Source organism: Blautia sp. HCP3S3_G3, assembly GCF_052063365.1.
In the GTDB taxonomy this organism is placed as follows: Bacteria; Bacillota; Clostridia; order Lachnospirales; family Lachnospiraceae; genus Blautia_A.
This window is the reverse complement of record NZ_JBQHXR010000010.1, coordinates 44045-67067: the sequence shown is the minus strand read 5'-3', so window position 1 is coordinate 67067 and position 23023 is coordinate 44045. Positions and strand designations below refer to the sequence as shown.

At 44.8% G+C, this 23023-nt stretch carries 23 protein-coding genes and 1 pseudogene; 4 read left to right on the top strand and 20 right to left on the bottom strand.

Annotated elements, in window-relative coordinates; all coding sequences use genetic code 11:
• Nucleotides 1-111: 111 nt before the first annotated feature.
• Together ACTNEW_RS10365 and ACTNEW_RS10360 are read right to left on the bottom strand one after the other, a co-directional pair.
• Nucleotides 112-1467, bottom strand: a complete 1356-nt coding sequence (locus ACTNEW_RS10365; RefSeq protein WP_441060576.1) for an MATE family efflux transporter — start codon at nt 1465-1467, stop codon at nt 112-114.
• A gap of 199 nt (nt 1468-1666) precedes the next feature.
• Entirely contained in the window at nt 1667-1774 is a 108-nt protein-coding gene (locus ACTNEW_RS10360) for a DUF6783 domain-containing protein (protein WP_441060574.1), read from the bottom strand.
• A 512-nt stretch (nt 1775-2286) separates the two neighbouring features.
• On the opposite strand from ACTNEW_RS10360, the gene ACTNEW_RS10355 reads away from it, so the two are divergent.
• The 3 genes from ACTNEW_RS10355 (at nt 2287) to ACTNEW_RS10345 (ending at nt 5334) form a co-directional block, all read left to right on the top strand.
• Nucleotides 2287-3555, top strand: a complete 1269-nt coding sequence (locus ACTNEW_RS10355) for a prolyl oligopeptidase family serine peptidase (protein WP_441060572.1) — start codon at nt 2287-2289, stop codon at nt 3553-3555.
• A 268-nt stretch (nt 3556-3823) separates the two neighbouring features.
• Nucleotides 3824-4549, top strand: a complete 726-nt coding sequence (locus ACTNEW_RS10350; RefSeq protein WP_441060570.1) for a DUF554 domain-containing protein — start codon at nt 3824-3826, stop codon at nt 4547-4549.
• A 20-nt stretch (nt 4550-4569) separates the two neighbouring features.
• Entirely contained in the window at nt 4570-5334 is a 765-nt protein-coding gene (locus ACTNEW_RS10345) for a glycosyltransferase family 2 protein (protein ID WP_441060568.1), read from the top strand.
• A gap of 186 nt (nt 5335-5520) precedes the next feature.
• On the opposite strand, the gene ACTNEW_RS10340 is transcribed toward ACTNEW_RS10345, so the two are convergent.
• The 13 genes from ACTNEW_RS10340 to ACTNEW_RS10280 all read right to left on the bottom strand — a co-directional run bounded on the left by ACTNEW_RS10340 (nt 5521) and on the right by ACTNEW_RS10280 (nt 17084).
• The gene (locus ACTNEW_RS10340; RefSeq protein ID WP_441060566.1) at nt 5521-7662 is read right to left on the bottom strand and encodes a complex I subunit 5 family protein; all 2142 of its coding nucleotides are present in this window, start codon (nt 7660-7662) and stop codon (nt 5521-5523) included.
• 16 nt (nt 7663-7678) lie between these two features.
• Nucleotides 7679-9154, bottom strand: a complete 1476-nt coding sequence (locus ACTNEW_RS10335; protein ID WP_441060564.1) for a complex I subunit 5 family protein — start codon at nt 9152-9154, stop codon at nt 7679-7681.
• A 16-nt stretch (nt 9155-9170) separates the two neighbouring features.
• On the bottom strand, nt 9171-10703 hold the full coding sequence (locus ACTNEW_RS10330; protein WP_441060562.1) for a complex I subunit 5 family protein: 1533 nt from the start codon (nt 10701-10703) through the stop codon (nt 9171-9173).
• Nucleotides 10704-10728: 25 nt separating this feature from the next.
• On the bottom strand, nt 10729-12237 hold the full coding sequence (locus ACTNEW_RS10325) for a complex I subunit 5 family protein (RefSeq protein WP_441060560.1): 1509 nt from the start codon (nt 12235-12237) through the stop codon (nt 10729-10731).
• A complete protein-coding gene (locus ACTNEW_RS10320; RefSeq protein WP_441060558.1) occupies nt 12237-12614 on the bottom strand; it encodes a sodium:proton antiporter in 378 nt (125 codons plus the stop codon). Before ACTNEW_RS10320 ends, ACTNEW_RS10325 begins: the two co-directional genes overlap by 1 nt.
• Nucleotide 12615: 1 nt before the next feature.
• Complete coding sequence (mbhE, locus tag ACTNEW_RS10315) at nt 12616-13590, bottom strand: hydrogen gas-evolving membrane-bound hydrogenase subunit E (RefSeq protein ID WP_441060556.1); 975 nt, start codon at nt 13588-13590, stop codon at nt 12616-12618.
• Nucleotides 13583-13846, bottom strand: a complete 264-nt coding sequence (locus ACTNEW_RS10310; protein WP_441060554.1) for a hydrogenase subunit MbhD domain-containing protein — start codon at nt 13844-13846, stop codon at nt 13583-13585. The genes mbhE and ACTNEW_RS10310 overlap by 8 nt, the downstream gene beginning before the upstream one ends.
• Before the next feature lies 1 nt (nt 13847).
• Nucleotides 13848-14216: a cation:proton antiporter gene (locus ACTNEW_RS10305; protein ID WP_441060552.1), complete on the bottom strand. Its 369-nt coding sequence runs from the start codon at nt 14214-14216 to the stop codon at nt 13848-13850.
• A complete protein-coding gene (locus tag ACTNEW_RS10300) occupies nt 14203-14535 on the bottom strand; it encodes a monovalent cation/H+ antiporter complex subunit F (RefSeq protein ID WP_441060550.1) in 333 nt (110 codons plus the stop codon). Before ACTNEW_RS10300 ends, ACTNEW_RS10305 begins: the two co-directional genes overlap by 14 nt.
• A 104-nt stretch (nt 14536-14639) precedes the next feature.
• A complete protein-coding gene (locus ACTNEW_RS10295; protein ID WP_441060548.1) occupies nt 14640-15104 on the bottom strand; it encodes a Na+/H+ antiporter subunit E in 465 nt (154 codons plus the stop codon).
• 202 nt (nt 15105-15306) lie between these two features.
• A complete protein-coding gene (locus ACTNEW_RS10290) occupies nt 15307-15858 on the bottom strand; it encodes a flavodoxin family protein (protein WP_441060546.1) in 552 nt (183 codons plus the stop codon).
• Entirely contained in the window at nt 15839-16375 is a 537-nt protein-coding gene (locus tag ACTNEW_RS10285; RefSeq protein ID WP_441060544.1) for an MATE family efflux transporter, read from the bottom strand. Before ACTNEW_RS10285 ends, ACTNEW_RS10290 begins: the two co-directional genes overlap by 20 nt.
• Nucleotides 16368-17084 (bottom strand): MATE family efflux transporter, encoded by a 717-nt coding sequence (locus ACTNEW_RS10280; protein ID WP_441060542.1) that lies wholly within the window; start codon nt 17082-17084, stop codon nt 16368-16370. The genes ACTNEW_RS10285 and ACTNEW_RS10280 overlap by 8 nt, the downstream gene beginning before the upstream one ends.
• A gap of 312 nt (nt 17085-17396) precedes the next feature.
• Between ACTNEW_RS10280 and ACTNEW_RS10275 the strand changes: the two are divergent.
• A pseudogene (locus ACTNEW_RS10275) lies at nt 17397-17465 on the top strand (hypothetical protein); the annotation flags it as partial.
• 22 nt (nt 17466-17487) lie between these two features.
• Here the strand turns inward: ACTNEW_RS10275 and ACTNEW_RS10270 are convergent.
• From ACTNEW_RS10270 to ACTNEW_RS10250, 5 genes are all read right to left on the bottom strand, one after another.
• A complete protein-coding gene (locus tag ACTNEW_RS10270; RefSeq protein WP_441060540.1) occupies nt 17488-18360 on the bottom strand; it encodes a carbohydrate ABC transporter permease in 873 nt (290 codons plus the stop codon).
• Nucleotides 18353-19243, bottom strand: a complete 891-nt coding sequence (locus ACTNEW_RS10265; protein WP_441060538.1) for a carbohydrate ABC transporter permease — start codon at nt 19241-19243, stop codon at nt 18353-18355. The genes ACTNEW_RS10270 and ACTNEW_RS10265 overlap by 8 nt, the downstream gene beginning before the upstream one ends.
• 101 nt (nt 19244-19344) lie before the next feature.
• Nucleotides 19345-20574: an ABC transporter substrate-binding protein gene (locus ACTNEW_RS10260; protein WP_441060536.1), complete on the bottom strand. Its 1230-nt coding sequence runs from the start codon at nt 20572-20574 to the stop codon at nt 19345-19347.
• A gap of 209 nt (nt 20575-20783) precedes the next feature.
• Nucleotides 20784-21491: a hypothetical protein gene (locus ACTNEW_RS10255; protein ID WP_441060534.1), complete on the bottom strand. Its 708-nt coding sequence runs from the start codon at nt 21489-21491 to the stop codon at nt 20784-20786.
• Nucleotides 21492-21719: 228 nt separating this feature from the next.
• Complete coding sequence (locus tag ACTNEW_RS10250) at nt 21720-23012, bottom strand: L-cysteine desulfidase family protein (RefSeq protein WP_441060532.1); 1293 nt, start codon at nt 23010-23012, stop codon at nt 21720-21722.
• Between the last annotated feature and the right edge of the window lie 11 nt (nt 23013-23023).

The following is a 23023-nucleotide window of genomic DNA, read 5'->3' as shown; positions in this document are numbered from 1 at the left end:
TACTGCCGTTTGCTTCTATTGTTTTATTGCGGTTTTACTGCCGTTTGCTTCCACATTTTTTAACAATTCTCCCATTTGATTTCTCACCCGTCACTTTCGGCAAAATTTCCTTTATACCTTTTTCATCTCCCATGTTTTTCCGCGATAACGAATCACAAAGAACACGCCTCTCACAGCCCAGTCGATCGTCATGGAAACCCAGACGCCAAAAACTCCCATTCCCATATATTTCCCCAGTACAAAACTAAAGCCAATACGGAAAATCCACATGGAAATAATGGAAACCCACATGCAGTATCCCACATCATTTGCAGCTCTCAGTGTATTTGGCAGAGTGAACGACAACGGCCAGATCAGGACCGCAAGCACCGCATGATACACAATAATCTCCCGTGCCATCTCGCCTGTTTCCGGTGAAAGTCCATAAATTCCTATGATAAAAGGCAATACTGTTACAATAATAATATTCATCAGGATAACGCCGCCATAAGAGTATCTCATCAATTTTCTGGTATAATACCGGACCTGTTCGTAATCCCCGCTTCCGACACACTGCGCACTTACGGAAGACAATGCATATCCCATGGACATTCCTCCCAGAATAGCAAATCCACAGACACTGTTGCACACCGCATTTGCCGCGATAGAAGCTGTTCCAAAACCGGAAACCAGACTTAATACCAGAATTTTTCCCAGCTGGAACATGCTGTTTTCCATACTGTACGGAATACCGATATGTAAGATTTTTTTCAGTATCGGCCATTTCAGACGAATGCCAAGAATCGTACGCACATGAATGATTTTCTGAGGATTTCTGATCAGGAAAAGCATCCAGATTCCGGCAAAAACTCTCGACAGAAGTGTAGGAATCGCAGCTCCTTCCACACCCCTTCCAAGGCCATAAAGAAGAATGGCATTTCCGATCAGATTGATTCCGTTCATCACCAGCGACATCAGCATAGGCGTCCTGGAATCTCCCATAGCACGGTACATGGCAGCTCCGGTATTATATACTGCAAGAAATGGAATCGATGCCGTTACAATCATAAGATACAGATTGCAGTTTGTCATAACTTCCGGTTCGATTTTGCCAAAAACCACATGAAGTATCAGCCATTTTCCCGCGTACACAAGTACCATAATAATCACAGAAAAAGCAGCTGCAAAAAGTAATGTCTGCTCCGCCGCCTCACAGCTGTCATCCTGATGCTTCCGTCCCAGAGCCTGCCCGGCCACGATTGCCCCGCCTGTGGCAAGCGCCGTAAAAATATTAATAAGGAGTACCATAATCGTATCGATCAGTGAAACTGCCGACACTGCTGTTTCTCCCACAGAGGCAACCATAATAGAATCCGCAAGCCCCACAAAAATCGCCAGAAACTGTTCAATAAACAATGGCACAATTAATTTGCGCAGATCCCGGTCACTGAATAAATACTGTTTTTTTACTTCTGTCTGTTCTCTCATTTTCCTCTCTCCCACCGGTTACTCTCTCTATTGTAAAATCATTATACAACCACTTTTATAAAATGTCCTGCCTTATATCACATTTTATATCATATTTTTATATTGCATTTTCTATTATATTTTCATCTATAAATGAGCAAATACTGAAAGGTGAACAAAACTCATGATTAATTGTGTGCACTGTACAGACATTAATCGTCTATAGGCTTCTTATTGTCCGCATATAACAGACTCTAGAGCGTGTTTGAAAATTCATTCCCGACAGATGCACGCCCCACTTTGCGGGAAATTTTTCAAATTTGCTCATTTATAGTTTTCATCACATTTTAGAAGTTTTTTAGAAAACCATCATCTTTTTTTCAAATCTTTCTCACACTTTCATCACATTTGGACGGTATATTATTAAGCAAATAAAGCGAAAGCTTTTTTACATAGATTAGACAATTTGGATGTGGCCTCCGCCACTCCTCATACTATTTTTTCTTTTTCATACTTGCCGGACTCCGCAAGGGTCCGGCCCTCCTTCTTTTTACGTCCCTTTTCACACTGCTTTTTCAATCCTTTTTCCTTTACACAATTTCAGCAAAATCCTCTTTATTTACAAACCCGTTACATATATAATAATAACAAAATTAATATCATAATTTTCATACTTGCATGAAAAATCCTGGAGTGTGTTTGAAAATTACTTTCCTGCAAAACGGGAGTGCGCAGATGACAGTAATGAATTTTCAAACAAGCGCTGAGGCATTATGGGAGGCAACCACTTTTATCCCTCCTCATACAACAAATAACCATAAAATTTCCGGAGGTATTATTATGAATCATCACTATCAAACCATCACAGAAGTTTTTGATTTTGGCCCGCACGTCAGCAAGGTAATTCTCAATGTCGGAACATCTCTGAAAGGAGCACATCTGGAAACAGACATGTTTACAGTATTTGCCAAACGCACCTCTGTCAAAGGCGAAGATTATGAATGGCCTGCATTTATGGGCGAACAAATGGAAGATCCCATGGAAGGCGAACGGAAAATTACCGCCATTTATTCATCGGACAAAAATGGAACTTCCTGCAATGACGGAACTTACCTGACACTGGAACTTTACTGCGACCCTCGTGATAATCTTGGATCTATTATCCGTTTTGACGGTGACCACAATGTTTTTGTGAACTTCCACTATACCATCACTCAGCAGAAACCTCTGATCCTTTCCGAAAGTACCCTGACTGATCTGATTTTTGATCAGGATGACGGCAACCGCATCATCTATGGGGAATGGCTGAAAGAAGGCTTTCACGCCCATCCGGACATGCCTCTTTCTTATGTATATTATGAACCGGAAACAGAAACAGGAGAAAAGGTTCCGCTCATCATCTGGCTTCATGGAGCAGGAGAAGGCGGCAAAGACACTGCCGTCGCAGCTGTCGGCAACAAAGTTGTTAATCTGATTTCTCCGGAAATACAGGCTTACTTCGGCAAGGCACTGCTTTTGGCTCCCCAGTGTCCTACCATGTGGATGGACAACGGTTCCGGGGAATATACCACAACAGGCATTTCCATGTATACCGAAGGTCTGGAAGCATTGATCGGGGACTTTGTAAAAGAACATTCGGACATTGATACCTCCCGAATCTATATCGGCGGCTGCTCCAATGGCGGTTTTATGACGGTACGTATGCTTCTTCGCAACCCTGACAGATATGCTGCCGCTTATCCGGTATGTGAGGCTATGTATGACAAAGCCATGAGCGATGATGATATCCGCACTCTGGCAGGAATCCCGATCTGGTTTGTCCATGCCAAAAACGACCCTGTCGTAGCACCGGAAGATTATGTACTTCCCACCTATCAGCGCATTATGGCAGCAGGTGCCGGAGATGTTCATTTTACCTATTATGACAATATTACGGATCCTTCCGGCAAATATTTTCTGGAAGACGGAAAGCCATTCGAATATGTCGGTCACTGGGCATGGGTTCCTATGCTGGACAACCGCTGTACGGAAGACTTTGACGGAAGCCCTGTAACAATCAATGGCAAAACCGTTACCATTCTGGAATGGCTTGCCGCTCACCATAAATAATTTCCGGAAAGCAGTTTTCAAACACGCTCTACAGCATAAAATGATTATATAACAAAATAAACGGTTCTTTTACCAAACAAAAACATCCTAATTCTGTCCTCACCGTCACTTTACTTTCTCAAAGAACTTTTGTATAATATGTAAAGTTTGTTTTTCACATATTTTTTGTATCACAGGGAAATGCCAGGCACTTTCCTGTGATATCAAAAGATCTGCTCCTGCATACATGTCTATGCACAAAACTAAAAACATATAAAGTGAGGAAGCCATGTTTGGATTAGGTACACTCATCAATACTGCCGCAGTCATTGCCGGCGGACTCATCGGAGTCACTTTAAAGAAAGGAATTCCGGAAAAACACAGCCAGATTCTCATGCAGGCCTGCGGCATTTCCACAATTTTCATCGGAGCTGCCGGCGTTATGGAAAAAATGCTGGTCATCAAAGACGGGACATTGTCTTCTCAGGGAACGATGCTGCTGATTTTTTCTCTGGTACTTGGGAGTCTTGCGGGAAGCCTTCTGGATATTGAAGCCCATCTCGAAAATTTCGGAGAATTTCTGAAACGAAAATTACATACAGAAAATGATACACATTTTGTCGAGGGTTTCGTTACCTGTACACTTGTGATCTGCATCGGAGCCATGGCAATTGTCGGATCCATCAAAGATGGTCTGACCGGCGATTACTCCACGCTCACAGCCAAGGCAATCCTTGACTTTGTCATTGTGATCATTTTTGCTTCCACACTGGGAAAGGGTGTCATCTTCTCCGCACTTCCCCTGTTTCTTTATCAGGGGCTCATCACCTGCGCTGCAGCTGCTTTTGGTGATTTTATGAGTGCTGCGCTGATTTCTGATATTTCCTATGTGGGTTCCGCGTTGATTTTCTGTGTCGGCATAAACATTGCATTTGGCAAAAAATTCCCGGTAGGCAACATGCTCCCGGCACTGCTGATTCCGGCATTTTATGCAGGAATCCAGAGCTTTTTATAAGAAAGGATCATATTGTAAAAATGGCGTCCGCAAAATCTCAGAAATCCATGGACACACTTTATATCATCATTCCTGCATATAACGAGGAGGAAAATATCCGCCAGGTCATCGAGGACTGGTATCCCGTCATTGAAAAACATCATGCCAATCAACAGTCCAGACTGGTGATCATTGATGACGGCAGCAAGGACAACACCTACAAAATAGTCAAAGACTGTGCCAGCTCCCGTCCTCTTTTACAGGCAGTCACCAAAAAGAACAGCGGTCATGGTCCCACCATTCTTGACGGATATCATTATGCCCTGATCCATGGCGCAGATTACATTTTTCAGACAGATTCCGATGGTCAGACACTTCCCGGGGAATTTGAAGAATTCTGGACTCAGCGAAACCATTATGATCTGGTAATCGGAAACCGAAAAGGCCGTCAGGATGGATCATCCCGTATCTTTGTGACAAAAACATTAAAGCTGGTCCTTCGTCTCTGCTTCGGAGTGACCGTTCAGGATGCAAACACGCCTTTCCGTTTGATGAAGGCAGAAACACTCAAAAAATATATTGATTTGATTCCTGATGGTTTTAATCTCCCCAATGTACTGATTCCTGTAATCTATCTCAAGCAGAACTGCTCAGTAAAATATATCCCCATCACTTTCCGGCCGCGCCAGGGGGGAACCAATTCCATTAATCTGAAAAAGATCACCAAAATCGGAATTCACGCAGTCAGGGATTTTCGAACGATCAATAAGACGATATCTGCATCTGCTCCGCACAATAAAAAATGACCGGTTTTCACCAATTACCGGTCCTCACCAGCTAATTCCGTGTGCAGACAACATTCAGATCCATCAATAGTAAAAACTGCATAAATATCCGTTTTTCGAAGTTTTACAGCACAATAAAAAACAGAGAGATGTTCATGCCCAAGCTTGAACATCCCTCTGTTTTTTTACATACCATGACAGACTTTCTTACCACCAGATAATATAGATCAATGTCAGACAAAGTCCGATTCCCACCAGCATCAGTCCGAACGACAGACTTCTCTGGATAATCATATTCGTCTCTTTAAACTCTTCATTCCGAACAGCCAGCAGATGAACATAATTCTTCTTTCCCGGTTTTTTGCGGTTCCAGAAACGATTTCCCAGATTCTGGATTCCATTCAGAACTCTTCCGACAAATTCCGTAACCGCATTGCCCTCCGGCCGTTCATGCGGCAGCGGACTGTCCGAATAAATCGTCTTCCTCAGAGCAACAATCAGAAGCTCCAGGAAACTGTCTGCGATTCTGCAGAACACCCCGCATACAAACGGCAGGAACTGAAGAAGTACCGGCCGGTAGATCAGATTTTCAAGATCCAGCCACTTTGGCCATGCATCCACATAGCACTTCACACTGTTCTTCTTCTCCGAAAGATTTCTCACCAGATAACGGCGGATCACAAACAGATAAACAATCGCTCCGATGCTTATGGAGATCAGCGCTCCGGAAAGATTTTTCAGACTGAAATAAGCTACCACATGTCCTGTTTCTTCCAGGTTCATGAGTCCCTGTCCCAATTCTGCCGCCCGGTCCATCATCGTATGCGGAAACAGTCCCCAGATCAGCAGCACAGCCGCACTGATTCCCAGGGCCAGACCACTCTGCAGGTTCATATATTTTTTCATCTGATCAAATTTCCGCTGCACCTCAGCATTTGCGTTCTTTTCCACAAAAATCGCCACATACAGCTTCGTCATATAGGCCACCGTCAGGCCGCCACTGAACAGGAAAATATATTCCACAGCGCGCATCACCCATCCGCCCCCGTATTCCACAATACTTTCGTGGATCAGTGTTTTGCTGATATATCCGCCAAAGAACGGAATTCCTCCAATAGCCAGTGCCCCTGTCAGAAAAATCGCTTTCAGCAGTGGTTTTTTCCTTCCGAAACCCCGAACCTCATTCAGATTCAGCGCATGTACATTCATGAAAATCACGCCCGCAGCCATAAACAGCACCAGCTTGATCATGGAGTGATTCACCATATGAAGAAATGTTCCATGCACAGCCATGGCATTTTCTTCTCCAAGCAGCCCCTGCATACCCACTCCTGTCAGTATAAAACCAATCTGTGACATGGAGGAGCATGCAAGAGTCCTCTTCAGGTCAATGGAAAATACTGCAAGCAAAGCTCCGCCGAACATGGTCAGCACACCGATTCCCAGAATCAGATTTCCCCAGGCTACATCGTGAAGAAACAGATTGCTGCTGATGATCAGGATTCCAAAAATACCCGTTTTTGTAAGAATACCGGAAAGCAGAGCAGATGCCGGCGCAGGTGCAACCGGATGTGCTTTCGGCAGCCAGATGTGAAGCGGAAATGCTCCGGCTTTTGCACCAAAGCCCACAAGCATACAGGCACCTGCCGCATAAAGTGCATCCTTATTCTCACATGCCTTCGCTGCAGGCAGCAATTCGGAAATCACCATGGTTCCCAGTTCCCGGTAAAGCAGGAACAGTCCCATGAGCATCACCAGACCTCCAATCACCGCAACTGCCAGATAGGTAGCTGCTGCCCGGAGAGACTCCGCATTTTCTTCCTGTGCCACCCAGACATAGGAAGTAAAGGACATAATTTCAAAAAAGATAAACGTTGTGTACAGATCCGCTGACAGGAACACTCCCATCGTTGCTCCCAGTGTTAACAAAAGAAACAGATAAAACCGGTTCCTGTTTTCGTGATGACGGAAATATTCTCTGGACAAAAGTGTCGTCATCATCCACATCAGGGCTGCAATCACACTGTAGATCACACGGAATCCGTCCAGTGTAAAATGCAGTCCAAATCCGCAGATTTCCGGGATGTGTACCTGGGCAAATATCCTGGCAGCTCCCTCGCTGACATGTTCCAGCACAGAACTCCCGGCTCCTGACAGTTCCCCGGAAGCCACATTTCCCCATCCGCCTCCAAGACTCATTCCCGCCAGCACTGCTGCCAGCGCAAATTCACTGATCACCACAAATTCCGCCACATAATCGCGGTATTCCTCACGGCATCTTCCAGCCGCATAAGAAAGGAGTCCGCCCAGAAATGGATAAAATACCAGAATTACCAACATGATATTCATTTTCTCTACGCCTCCTTTAATTCATTGCCGCAGCAATCGATTCCAATGCTGTAATCACCGGTTCTGAATGAAGTCCAAACACAAACATGGCAATGACAAAAATCACCAGCGGCAGAATCATCATCCAGTTGGGATCTTCCACATCAGAAATCATATCGTAGTCAAAATCTCTGCCCGGGAAAAATGCCCGCAGAGAAATGGTCATCATATAAATGGCAGTCAGCAGCGCAGACACCAGAAGTGCCGCAACTCCCAGATAACCAAGAGGATTTTCACTTGCAGCCGCAGCTTTTGCCAGGTTCCATTTGCTGACAAAACCGCACAGCCCCGGAACGCCCATCAGCGCCATTCCGGAAATGGTAAAAATAGTAAATACCTTCGGCATTTTCCTTCCAAATCCATTCAGTTCATGAATATAATTTCTGCCGGTCTTGTAAATAACCGCTCCTGCGCAGAAGAAGGAACAGATTTTCATAACCGCATGAAATACCATGTGACTCAGCGCGCCCACCAGCCCCAGCGGTGTCATCAATGCCGCACCAAACAAAATGTAAGAAAGATTGCTGACCGTAGACCAGGCTAATCTTCTTTTCAGATGCGTTTCTTTCAGCGCTCTGCTGCAGCCGTATACAATCGTAAAAATCGTCAGGCCAAGCACCACCGTCTGAGCCCAGGTTCCCCGCAGAAGCTCTGTACCAAAGCTGTAATAAGTCACCCGGATCACCGTAAAAGCTCCTGCTTTGACAACTGCTACCGCGTGGAGAAGTGCTGTTACAGGAGTAGGCGCCACGCCGGCTTTGGGAAGCCAGGACGAAAATGGAAACATCGCCGCCTTGACACTGAATCCGCAGAAACACAGCACATAGATCAGAAGCATCAGCCCCTGTCTGTCCCCCAGTGCCGTGGTGTCAATCACACCACCCGGCACAAACACAGAAGTAGTTCCAAAAGTCAGAATAAAAATCATTCCGATAAACGCAAACGCCGCACCGCCCAGAGAATAATACAGATATGTCCGGCTGGCCAGTATTGCTTCTCTCGTCAGCGTATGCATGATCAGAGGCAGTGTTACCAGACTCAGCATTTCATAGAAGAAATACATGGTCAGAATATCCTCTGCCAGAGCGATTCCAAGAGTCACTCCATACGTAATGACATAAAACATAAAGAAAAATTTCTCATGTCCCTCATGTTTCATATATTCAAAAGAATACAGGGTGGCAAGCGGCCACAGAGAAGACACGATTCCGGCAAACACGGTTCCCAGTCCGTCCAGACGAAAGCTGACACTCAGATTGCCGGTGAAACGGAACAGAACGAAAGAACCGTCCGGCTGAGAGATCAGAAGTCCCCACACCAGCACAGAAGTAAGAAGGACAACACCTTCCACATACCAGGTCATATGTCTGCGGGTTTTAAACGGAATCAGGGGAATCAGCACCCCGAAAACAATCGGAAGCAGAACGGCTACTACCATTATATTTGCACTCATTATCACGTCCTCCTTCCTACATCAGTCCCGAAACCAGCTGACTGATATAATGAATCAGCGGATTCGGCAGCACACCCAGAATGATGGTCAGACTTGCCAGAATCCCCAGCGGAATCAGCATCATCAAAGATGGCTCTTTTTTGCCAGTATCTCTGTCATCTGTAATCCCGTTCTGCACTCCGGAAATCTCCACAGATGCTTTCTTCATACCGGAATTTTCTCCGTTTCCTTTTCCCGGAAAAAATCCCTTCATCGTTACCGGAAGCAGATATCCCGCAGTCAGCAGTGCACTGACCAGCAGTACCACCGGTCCCAGCCATCCGAATATCCCCACATCCGCATGCAGCGCGCCCTCCGCCAGATACCACTTGCTCACAAACCCGCAGGCAGGCGGAATACCAATCAGCGCCAGAGATGCAAAGGTATAGCACCAGATCGTTTTCGGCATTCGTTTTCCAATTCCTGTCAGTTCACTGACTCTGGCCTTGCCGCATTCAAAAATAAACACTCCTGCAGTCAGAAACAGGGCACTTTTGATAAATGCATGAAATACGGTATGGAGCAGCGCTCCTGTCATTCCCATCGGTGTCAGCAGAGACAGGCCGAATAGAATATAGGAAATCTGACTCACCGTGGAATATGCCAGTCTTTTTTTGAAAACAGGTTCCCGATAAGCCATCATCGATCCCATAAAGACCGTAACCAGTGCCAGTACCATCCACGCAGTCTGCACCCAGGTTCCTCTGATAAAATCCGGTCCCACCACATAATAAACCGTACGGATAGCAGCAAGCACACCCGCTTTTACCACAATTCCGGAAAACACTGCGGATGCCGGAGAAGGCGCTACCGGATGGGCTGCCGGAAGCCATGCATGAAGCGGCAGCATACCGGCCTTTGCGCCAAAGCCCACAAGCATGGCAAAAACCGCAATCAGAAGAATTGTCCTGTGGTCCTGCGCCAGAGCGGGATTCAGTGTTCCTCCAGGCGTAAATGTCAGAGTATCACAATTCTGATACAGGAAATAAATACCGAACAACCCCATATAGGCTCCGCACAGGGAATAAAACAAATACTTCAGAGCTGCCATAATTGCTTCCCGGGAACCATTATGCAGCACCATCGGCGCTGATGTCAGTGTCATCAGCTCATAAAAAAAATACATCGTTACCAGATTTCCCGAAAATTCCAGAGCCACCAATACCCCATATACCATGAGATAAAATCCGAAAAACCTTTTTTCTGCTCCTTCATGCTCCATATAAACAAACGCATAAATTCCCACGCACACCCACACAATACTTGTGAAAGTGACAAAAATCCTGCTGATACCGTCAATATGAAAATACACAGGAATGTCTTTCATAAGATAAAACAGTGTTACACTTTTTTCTCCGGTCCAGGCTGCCAGCAATACCAGCAATGCGGAAATGACCAATACCGTACCCGCAGCCTGATGCAGACGGCGGCGTTCGCAGGACGACATCAGCAGCAGAAAAATCCCGGCGATCACCGGCAGAAATACCGGCAGCAAAATCCAACCATTCATATTCTTTTCCTCCTATGCAGATATCTTAAGCGAACATTGCAAGACCGCTTCGAAGCAGTCCGATAACCGGTTCCGAGCTGAGGCCGAGAAGCATGTTCAGGATAATAAAGAAAACAAGCGCTGTCGACTTACACGGCTGTTCCTTCATAGAGATACACCGGTACTCTTTTTTCTGCAGAACTTTTGCCGGAACAGGTGTATAGATCCGGATCACTGTTTTCATAAAATATACTGCATTCAAAATCGTACTGATCGCAAGAGCGATCAAAGTCGGCAGCATCTTGTGCATGCTCTCCATACCTGCCTGAGCAAAAAGCAGCTTAGAAATAAATCCGGAAAACATGGGAACGCCGACCATGGAAAGCGAGCCTACCGTAAACGCCACACCTGCCAGTTTATTTCGATACCCTGCTCCTGTCAGTTCCAGAAATTCCGTATGATCCCCGGAAGCATCCGTGATACCGGAAGCTGCCACAAAGAGCAGTGATTTTGTAGCTGCATGAGAAAGAACATGATAAAGACTCGCAATCACGCCGGCAGTCGTTCCAAGACCAAATCCCATATAAATATAACCGATCTGGGCAACCGATGAATATGCGATCATTCTGCGGATATTATTCTCCCGGATCGCATTTACAGATCCCATGATCATACCTGCAACACCAAACACAAACAGCACATTCACCACTTTGCTGTCCCGCACGATTCCAAATCCGATCACGCGGAAGAAAATCTTGACCAGAAGGAAAATGTATCCTTTGGAAACCAGAGAAGATAAGATTGCGGCAGAGGACAGTGTGGAATATCCATAAGCGTCCGGAAGCCAGGCATGAAACGGGAACAGCGCACTTTTGATCGCCAGACCTACGGAAATCAAAGCAAGTGATACCAGAAGCGGAATATTATATTCACCGGCCTGATGAAGCAGCTGCACCTGCTCTCTGATATTGCTCATCAGAAGATGCCCTGTCAGATCATACAGAAAACAGATTCCAAGAAGCAGAAGACCGGACCCCATCAGACTCATGATCATATATCTGGTCGCCGCCTCAAGTGTACGGCCGTTCTGCCGGATCATAATCAATCCGCAGGCAGAAATCGTATTGATTTCCACAAACACATACGCGGTAAACAGGTCATTGGTATAGATCAGCGCAAGCAGAGAAGACAAAAGCAGATTGACCATCACATAATACAGATTCTGCTTGGTATCCTCCAGCTCCTGTTCCCTTTCATAGACACCGCCAATGACACAAAGGAGCATGATAACACAGAAAAAAACTGCCATAAATGCTTCCAGAACTCCCACCCTGATCTCATTTCCCCAGGGAGCCGGAAAATGTCCCATTGTATAAACATAAGCACTTCCGGAATTTATCACAAAAACCAGCACCGCACAGGACATCACCGTAATCAGCGACATCACCGCCAGATTGACGCGTTTGGCTTTTTTCCCGTCCAGAATCGAAGAAAGAGGACCGGAAAACAGGGAAAGGATAATCGTCATAAACGGAAAATTCTGTACAAACTGCATCACAATCCCTCCTTTTTCAGTTTTGTGGAAATCTCGTCAAGATCCAGCGTATGATATCTCCGGTAAAGTCGGATCGTCAGAGAAAGCATCAGAGCTGTAACCGATACGGACACAACAATACCGGTAAGAACCAGACCGCTGGGAATGGGATTGATATAGGCATCCACACTCTGTACACCGTTTGTCACGATCGGTGCCTTGTGTCCGTCAACATATCCCTTCAATGCCAGAAACAGATACATGGCTGTATCCATGATATTCAGCCCGATGATTTTTTTGATCAGATTTCTCTGCAGAAGCAGATTCGAAAAGCCGATTCCAAAAAGGATCATTGCAATCGCCTCTTCATAATTGGTGAAAAGATTTGCAATATTCATATCAATAAGCTCCTTTCCGGAACATAACATAAAACGTATACATGGTTCCTGCCACAACGATTCCGACGCAGATATTCAGAATCAGGATCAGACCGCTGCTCAAAATCGCACCGGGCGTACCAAGAGGGATCACACTCTCAATGTGGTTGGCACCGGTGTAGAAAGAATAACTTTTTGCCAGAGCATAACATGCCAAAGCACAGAAACTGGTTCTCCGGTAGGTCTTCTGGGTAAAAAAGCGCTCTGTTTTTTCAAATCCGAAAGCATTCAGGTACAGAATCAGCCCGGCTCCAATCACGGCTCCTCCGGAAAAACCACCGCCCGGTCCCAGGTGTCCGCACAGAATGATATAAATTCCGAAAATAAAAATCGGCGGAACCAGGATTCTCGCAACCGTCTGAAGAATGATATCATTTTTGGGCTCATAGATCCGGTCATTTTCCATACTGTATCCCATACCGCTCCGGCCCTTTTTGTCCCCGTCGATGCGCAGAAGGATCAGCACCGTACAGGTCGCAATAAATAATACATGAGACTCTCCCAGTGTATCAAAAGCCCTGTAGTCCAGAATCATTCCTGTTACAAGATTCACAGCTCCCGTTTCCTGAAGACCATTTTCGATATACCGTTCTGAAACTTCATTGTTTACCGGATTGGATGCATTTCCGAAACTTGGCAGATTGGATACTGCAGTCAGAAGCATCGTCACCAGAAACAGACAGAACAAAACACTGAAAATCCTATATACCTTCCGGAAAATACGGACCTCCGGGTTATTTTTTAGATCGTAGACTTTTTCAAACGTCTGTTTCTTCTCTTTTCTTCTTTTGATCACCGTAATTTTATCTTCTGTAAACGGCTTCTGAGGCTTCATTTCCACGTTGTCCAGAAGAAGATCCCGGGAACCGTCCAGCCACTGTTTTATCCGAAAGGACAAAGTACGCTCAAAATCTTTTTCTGACACTTTTTTACTCATCCTTTTCCTCCTCATACGACTTCATGATTGCATGAATTTTTTTCAGCGTGATAAAAAACAGAACACTGGTAATTCCGGCGCCCACTGCGGCCTCTGTAATGGCAAGATCCGGAGATTCCAGAAGTATCCAGATCACTGACATCACAAGACTGTAGGACATAAAGATCAGAATCGAATTCAGCAGGTTTTTGGAAAAGCTTACCGACACTGCACAGACTACCAGAAAGCCCAGCAAAATACAGGTGAAAATCTGCATATTACGCCTCCTCCTTCTGTGCTTTTTCTTTTTCCAGTTCCTTCAGCGGCATTTCACGGTAATGTTTCTGCGTATCTTCATTCGTGGTCACTTCCAGTCGGGCGATCAGATGAGAAGATACCGGAGAAGAAAACCACAGAAACACAATCACCAGAAACAATTTCAGAGTGGTAAAATTCCATCCGCTTATAATCATCAAACCCACTATAGAAAAACCGATACCCAGTGTATCCCCCATGGCAGCCGCATGCATCCGGTTCAGAACGTAATGGAACCGGAAAACGCCTATCATTTCAATTGCAAAAATCCCAAGTCCGAACAGCAGAAGTGCTGCCCCGGCAAGGAAACGAATCCACTCAATCACTGCCATTTTTCTTCGCCTCCTCTATTTTCTTCTCCTGATAAACACCCAGGTAAACTTTTGTCAGACAGACAACTGCCAGAAAACTGATCATCGCATAGATCAGACAGATATCCACCAGATACCCTTCCTGCATCATCAGTGCCAGAATGGCGATCATAACCATGATCATCGTTCCCATCATATTGGTGGCAACGATACGGTCTGCGACTTTCGGCCCGATGATCGCACGGATCAGGCACAGCACAACCATGATTGCCAGAAATATCAATGCTGCAGTAAAAAGAACATAATAAGCCTGTCCGAGAACAGTCGATGTATCTTCCATAATGCTTCCTCCTCTTTTATTATTTTTCAAACACGAATGTCTGTTTACGCAGGCATTCTTATATTGTTGAAAGACTTTTCTCTCACTATTTTCTGCTCCCGCAGTTATTTGTCTTTTTCCAGATCTGAAATCAGATGTACAAAAACGGAGTCCGCCATTCCCACAGCAAGATCATCATCCAGACAGTGTACGACAAATTCGGAATTCTCCAGAGATACCGTAATGGTGCCAGGTGTCAGCGTAATGGCATTTGCCAGAAGGGCCTTGCCTACAGGTGTTTTCATGTCCGACTGAAAACTTACCAGCGCAGGTTCCGCTTCTTCTTTTTCTGACAAAATCATGTGAATAACGGCAAAATTTGCTTTCACAATTTCCATGATCAGCACACAGACATATCGCAGAAATTTAAACACTTTCCGGTAATTCTGCTTTTCTTTTTCCACGCTGTAATCCATAAATTTACAGGTAAATGCAAAAATCGCACCAGCGATCACAATTCCGAATATGCATATTTCCAGTGTAAAGTTCCCGTTAAAAATAACCCATAACAAAAAATACAGCAGATACATTCTTGTCTCCTTTCCTGTCGTTGATATAAACAAACCTAAGTATACCATATTTTTTTTCAAAATACCTCATATTCTTACAAAAAAAGAACGCTGCAAAGCGCTCTTTTTAGTCAACTCCTCTATCTTATTAGCTTTTTTATGCATTCGTGCTTACATCTTGCACAAATCTATCCCCCTATATTACTGTTTCCATCAACAAAATTTACTCTCCACCGTTAAAATACCGGATAATTTCCCTCAGTTCCTCCATAGCCTGCTCATTCTGCGCAGCCGGAACGTCATCCGTATGATTGCAGAAGACTTTGCGGATGTCGCGGCAGTTCATATCATGAAGAAGAATGCAGGCCGTATCGTATGCCTTATCCATCCCTCCGCTTCCGCCGCCAACCAGCAGAACCGCACCTTTTTTCGGCTTTGCGATACATTTTTCCTTTCTCAGAAAGCTGGCACTGAAGTATGTCTGCAGTCTGCTTCCCACATCCAGCAGCTTTCCGGTCAGTTCCGAAAAATAAAGCGGGGATGCGATCACAATATTATCGCACTCCTGAATATAATCATAAACACTCTGCATTTCGTCCTGAATGGCACATCCGCTGTGCTTCCAGCAGTATCTGCAGTCCACACAGGGAGAAATATCACACCTGTAGGCATTGACAAGCTTGTATTCCCCTTTGATATTCTCTGTCACCATATTAATCAGACTCATCGTATCTCCCTTTACTCTTGGAGACCCGTTAAAAATCAGTGTTTTCATTATGAACTGTTCCTTTCTTTCCTAAAATCTTCCTGCATGTCACAAAATAATACGGAATTTCAAACATCAGCATTACAGACCAGCCGATCACACAGGCAAATGCAATCCCCGTAATCCCCATAGACGGCGCCAGCAGACAGGTACACAGCGTGCGGATGGAAATCTGTATGGCAGTTCCGAGAATGGTCGTATACATTTTGCCCATCCCGCGGAAAAATCCCTGAAATCCGTTGGTAAGGGCAGGCCAGAGATAAAATACAGACATATACATCAGATATCTGCTTCCCAGATGGATCACCTCATCCGCTCCCTCTCCTGTCACAAAAAGGGCGGTTACAGGTGTCCGAAAAACAGCCGCCGCAGTCCCGATCAACAGCCAATAACAGACTTCCAGCCGGATTCCCGCACGGAATCCCTTTCTGATCCTGTCATATTTCTCCGCTCCTCTGTTCTGTGCAATATAAGTGGAAATAGAAAAAGCAATTCCCTGCTCCGGTATACATGCAAAGTCATCCACTCTCGTTACCGCATGAAATGCTGCGATCGATTTTCCACTGTCCTCTGCTGGGCCAGAGTTCCTTCACATTTTTCAGCATATAACAGCAGGCAAGCACTGCAGAAAAAGCTTCCGCAGCAACTGTCGTAACTGCACTGCATACAATTCCGAAACCAAACATCCCAAGAAAGATTAGATCCAGAACTGCATTCAGAATTGCGGAAAAAGCCAGAAACTTCAGCGGAGTTTTGGAATCTCCCACACTTTTCAGACCGGCTGCCAATGCATTATACAAAAATGTAAATGGCATTCCCAGAAAAATGATTCTCAAATAGATAACCGTAATATCATAAATTTCTTCCGGCACAGCCATCCATTTCAAAATCCCCGGTGTACCCGCTATGCACAAAACCGCCGCGACCACAGATACACCGGTGCCGCAAAGCAGCATAGTTGCCGTAGACTGACGCAGCTGTTCCCATTCTTTTCCGCCAAAATATTCGCTCATGAGCACGCCCGCACCAATACACAATCCTGTAATTGCAAGGATTACCAGATTCATGACCGGACTTGCAATTCCTTCTGCTGCAAGCGCATTTTTTCCGATAAAACGTCCTGCAATTATGGAATCCACTGCATTATATGCCAGCTGCAGCCAGTTTCCCAGAAGAAGCGGCAGCGCATATCTCCATAAATGACTGTGAGGCGACCCTTCTGTCATATCCCTCATAATTTTCTGTACCTCTGTTCCGGAGCGTATTTGAAATATCTGCACCAAATCATTCTCAAACACACCAAAGTATATCGTTTTGCTTCTGCACCCAATATACTGAAATTCACATATGTATAACTTATAACATTATTCTTTCTCTGGCAATCATTTTTTAAGCTCCTGACTGAAATAAATTTTATAGCCTTCTGAAAGAGTACATTTTCAGAAGCCTGACAAAAATGCATTTTATAAATTCTGACAAATCATCTTTCATAAAAAAAGAGCTTCTGTGTCACAGTTACTGCCTTCACTGCTTCACAGAAGTCCCTTATTTCTCAACATATCTTAATCCAAACGATACACAGCCATATTCCCGCAAATTGTGACGCGCATCTGTCGGAAAGCAATTTTCAAACACACTCTATCCTTTCACACCACCGGAAGTCAGTCCGCCTACCAGATGCTTTTCAATGCAGACAAACAGAATCACAACAGGTATGGTTGCAAATAAAGAAGAAGCAAACAGATACTGCCACTCAATCATATTATAGCCGTTAAATACTGTAATACCAACGGTCAGCGGTTTCAGCAGATCGCTGGAAATCAGCGTCAATGCAACCGTATACTCATTCCATGCATTGATAAACACAAAAATAAGGGCTGTCACAATACCTGGAGCTGCTACCGGAATCAGAACTCGGATCATTGCCTGAAGCTGATTACATCCGTCAATCGTCGCAGCCTGCTCCATTTCCGGAGAAATCGACATAAAAGTTCCTCTCAGAAGCCAGATTGCAAACGCCTGATTAAATGCAGCATTTACAAAAACAAGTGCCAGAAGTGTATCTGTAAGATGAAGGACACTCATAACCTTATAGATACCAACCAGAAGTACTACCGGAGCAAACATCTGGGAGATGATTACCAGGCCAAGGAAAAACTTTTTGCCCTTGAATTTCATACGGGACAATGCATACGCCGCTGGAATTCCACAGATAATTGCTATCGCCGTAGCTCCTCCTGCCACAATGATCGAGTTAAGGAAGTACCTTGTCAGAGGCGCCAGACTCCAGATATCCGTAAAGTTCTTCCATTCCCATTCAATCGGAAAGACGGTACCCTTCATGGCATAAATCTCCGCACGGGATTTGAGAGCAGTGGTAAACATTGCAAAATATGGATACAGCGTAATGATCGATACAATGATCACAGATACATAAAGCAGTACGCGAAGCGCTTTTTCTTTAGGTGTACGCGCTTTTTTTATGAATTTTTTCTCTTTTGTCTTACTCATCCTGCTCCTCCTTTCTCAAAGATACCACCATATAAACAGAGGCACAGATACACAAAATCATAAAGCCGATTACGGAAATTGCTGCTGCTTCGCCGGTTCTTCCTTTGTAGAAAGCCTGCTTATACAGATATGTAACCAGTGTATCCGTTCTGTTCGCAGGATCGCCCTTCGTGATCGTCCATACGATCGGGAAGGAGTTGAATACATAAATAATGTTCAGTACGGTGCTGACTGTAAGAGAAGATTTCACAAGCGGCAGGGTGATTCTAAACAGTTTCTGCCAGAATCCTGCACCATCTACTATCGCTGCTTCATAATAAGAATCATCAATACTCTGCAGTCCGGAAAGTACACAAAATGTTACAAAAGGTACCGTTACAAAAATACCTACCCAGCATTCCCATGCAAAATAAGCAGCCGGGGAAGGAGTCCAGTTCACAGCTTTACTGATAATTCCCAGTTTCATCAGCAGAGTGTTCAATGTACCATAATCTCCATCAATAATAAATTTCCAGACACTTGCCTGAATAATCAAGGAAGTTGCCCATGGAAATACAATGATCGCGCGAACCACTTTTCTTCCGCGGAATTCATTATTCAGAACAAGCGCCAGCACAACTCCTATCAGGGTAGATAATCCTACTACCACGATCGTCCATACAAGCGTATTCTTCAGAACCATTCCAAAGCTGGAGCTTTTCACAACTTTTACAAAATTGTCCAGACCGGCAAAACCTTTGATCAGACCTGATCTGCTCACTTCGCTTAACGATGTACGGAACACTTCAAAAATCGGGAACAGGATAAATACTATCATTAGCAATATGCTTGGCAACAGCCAGATATACGGACCGACTGCCCTCAGAATTTTCTTTTTTTTCATATTTCACCACCAGTTCCAAACTCACCTGTACAAAGAGCCGGACCTTCTTAGCCCGGCTCTAGGTTATCATTTCGTGAAATTTATCTTATTCTTTCTGTTTATCAGCCTGCAATATCAGCCTGAAGTTCGTCTAACAGTTCTCTCACATCTTCACCAAGAAGTGCTCTCTGTTCCACATCGATAACACCCTGTTTTACATCTGCCCATTCAGCTTTTGCTGTCGGATAGAATTTGCTGGAACCTACAATGTCAACCCATGCAGCCATGCTCTCGTCTGCAGCTGCAACTGCTTCGCCGCCTGCCTCAGTTGCCGGAAGGAAGCCTTCCATCAGTACCCAGTCAGAGTAACGTGCATCATCATAGAAATAATCGAAGAATTTAGTGATGGCTGCAAGTTCTTCATCTGTATATCCGTTGTCAAAGCACATGAAACGGTCCATAACGCCTGCAGATACGGATTCTGTTCCGTTAGACGGAATAGCTGCCACGCCATAGTTCACTTCGTGTCCGCCATCTGCAATGTAGGTCGGTAAGCTGTTCGGTGCGATTACCATAGCCACCTGGCCTGCTCCGAACATATCCTGAAGGTCATAACGGGTATCATTTGCCGGATCACCGTTGGTATAACCGGAGTTTACAAGTCCGATCGCATATTCGATTGCTTCTACGTTCGCATCACTGTTCAGAGCCCAGTCACCGTTCTCATCCACAAATCCACCGCCATTATTCCAGGTATAGTAAGCAAAAGCTGCCTGACCTTCATCTGTGGTCATATCAATACCCCATGGATAAATGCTGTCATCATAAGCCTTGATTGCTTCACATGCAGCGGTCAGTTCTTCCCACGTAGTCGGAACTTCTACACCTGCTGCCTCAAGAATGTCTATGTTGTAATACATCGCACGTGCGGAAGCCAGGTCCGGAACTGCCCATACAACATCGTCCACTACAGACTGTTCCAGGAAAGAAGGATACATTTTTGCATAGGTTTCTTCAGAAACGTAGTCCTGTGCCGGAAGAAGAAGTCCGTCAGCCTGATAATCTGCAAATACGTCGATATTCAGAATATCCGGTGCATTATTTCCCTGGATACGGGTGTTTACTACAGTATAAATGTCGTTCCAGGAAACAACTTCTACATTCAGATTAATGTCAGGGTTGTCTGTATTAAAAGAATCTACAAAATTTGCCCACCATTCTTTTGTGTTCTGACCGTACTCTGCTGCAATGACATTAATTTCAGTCTTGTCGCCTTCAGATGCCATAACTCCCGTTGTCATGGAACCCACCATAGCCATTGCTAAAAATGCTGCAAAAATTCTTTTCTTCATCTTGAATCTCCTTTCTTATTCAGATCTTAAAATAAATAAGGCGTAACCCAATCTGATTCTGATATCTGATTTGTCACGCCATTGTTATTTTTCGTCCTGTTTTTTGTTTATGTAGATATTTTACATAATATCTTTTTATTTGTCAATTGCTTTTATCAATATTTTTTGAATATTCTGTCTTTCTCGAAAAACAGCCGCTATTCATAGTATTATTCGGACTTTAATACCGTATCGTCATCTTCTGATACAGTACTGTGATTCTCTGATAAATCGCTGCTGACTTCTGTCACATCGCTGTCTTCAGCCCCGTTTTCCTCTTCCTCAGGTTCCTCCTGAAGTCTCGCCTGCATGACTGCTCTTTCATGAATACTCTTCTTCTTCGGAGCTGCTGCTGTCGGTTTCTGTACTATTTTTTTTGCCGGTTTCACTGCATAGACCCGTTCCGGTTCTGCTTTTGCAATTTTACGGTATCTTCCTGCACCCCACAGCAGAAACAGCGGAATGGCAATTGCCGTGAACAACATTCCCAGATTCATCATACGAACTGCAAACAGGAATACCTGCATCACCACTTCCACAACAAGAAGAGAAAGAATCAGCCGGAAAGTCTTAAGAGATCTGTCTATCCTGTTATTACTTCTTACCGCCCACAGTCCGACAGTTGTTTCCCAGACTCCCACTACCAGAAAACAAATTCCCACACCTCGTGCAAGCCCGATGCTGATTCCTGCCTCTTTCAAAATATCCACGCATTCACTGGTGCCTTTAGACGCCTCATACGCAATTGTAAAAAAATTGACTCCATACATAATGGTTGATGTTACCGCTGTAAAAATCAGAAAAATACCGCCGGCAAAAAGTATCATTTTTGCATTCATTGCCTGACGCAGCTGTTTCTGCCGCTCCATTGGATCCATATCATACGCCGCCTTTCTTAATAAAAATTTGCAATACAGGTATTATAGCATTTCTGTAAGAATATCACAAACAATATTAATGGCTGCTTCGACTTTTATAAACTACACATATGCTATCCCGCTGTCACTATCCAAAAAAATCCCCCATGAACTTGCACGTCATGAGGGATTCCCTGTATTCTTAATACGTTTCTTTCATTAACTTTCTTTCCAATCAATATAAAACTTTTATTTCCCGGATTCCGTCTGTTCGATCATCAGATTCAGAATCGTTACATCCGTAGATTTCATTCCAACTCTTCCCACATATCCCATATCCCGGATCGTATCCTCCACGTTGTCACGCACAAGGCCCTCTCCCGGAAGGAAACTGTGATCATCCTGTTCCAAGGTATAGGCCAGAATCGCGGCATCTACCGCTGACGCAATTTTGGCAGCACAGGAAGACTTGGCCCCATCACAGACAATTCCGCCTGTATTGGCAAGCGTATTGGTAATGGTTTTTGATACCGCTTCATAATCTCCGCCGTTCAGCCATGCAATTGCAGCTCCTGCGCCGCACGCTGCACTGACTGCACCGCAGTATGCAGAAAGACTTCCTATATATTTTTTCTGATGAATGGACACAAGATTGCTGACCACCAGTGCACGGTACATCTGCTCTTTCGATGTATGCAGTTCCTGTGCATACTCAATGACAGGAAGAGAACATGTCATTCCCTGATTGCCGCTTCCTGAATTAATCACTACCGGCATGGAACAGCCATTCATACGGGCATCTGAGCCGGCGGCTGCGCGTGCTTTTGCCCGGACACGGACATCATCCCCATAAGCCCGAAGCAACGTTCTTCCCACTTCTGCACCATAATGATTTTTTAAACCTTCCTCAGAAATCGCCATATTCATCTCTGCCTGACGACCGATAATATCCTGAATATCCTCCATCCGTACTTCACTGGCAAAGGTAAGAATATCCGCCACATTCAGAAGATTCCGTTTGTCCTCACTCTGCGCATCACCCGATTCGGATTTTTCCTCTTTCTGGAAAAGAGTCTCACCGTCTTTCTGAATCAGGACAATATTCGTATGCGTTCCTTCAATCGTAACAGCCGCATTGTGCGTTTTTCCTGCACACTCCACACGGATATAAAGATTGGAAACCCCTTCCTGTAAATGGCACGTACAGAAATTTTCCTTAAGGAGCTGACGGGTCTTCTCGCAATCCTCCTGATCTGCAGTTTCCAGAACTTCCAGCTCCTTCTCTGCCCGTCCTCCCACAGCACCGAGAATCGCAGCAGATTCAATTCCGCGCATTCCTCCGGAATTCGGCACGGTAACACTTTTTACATTTTTAATAATATTCCCACTGCAATAGATGTCCATATGTTCCGGAAATTCGCCAAGAATCTCCCGTGATTTTGCCGCCGCAAACGCAATTGCAATCGGTTCCGTGCAGCCAAGCGCCGGAACAAGTTCTTCATGCAGTATTTCCAGATAACTCTGATATGTTATACTGTCCATCATGCTCCTCC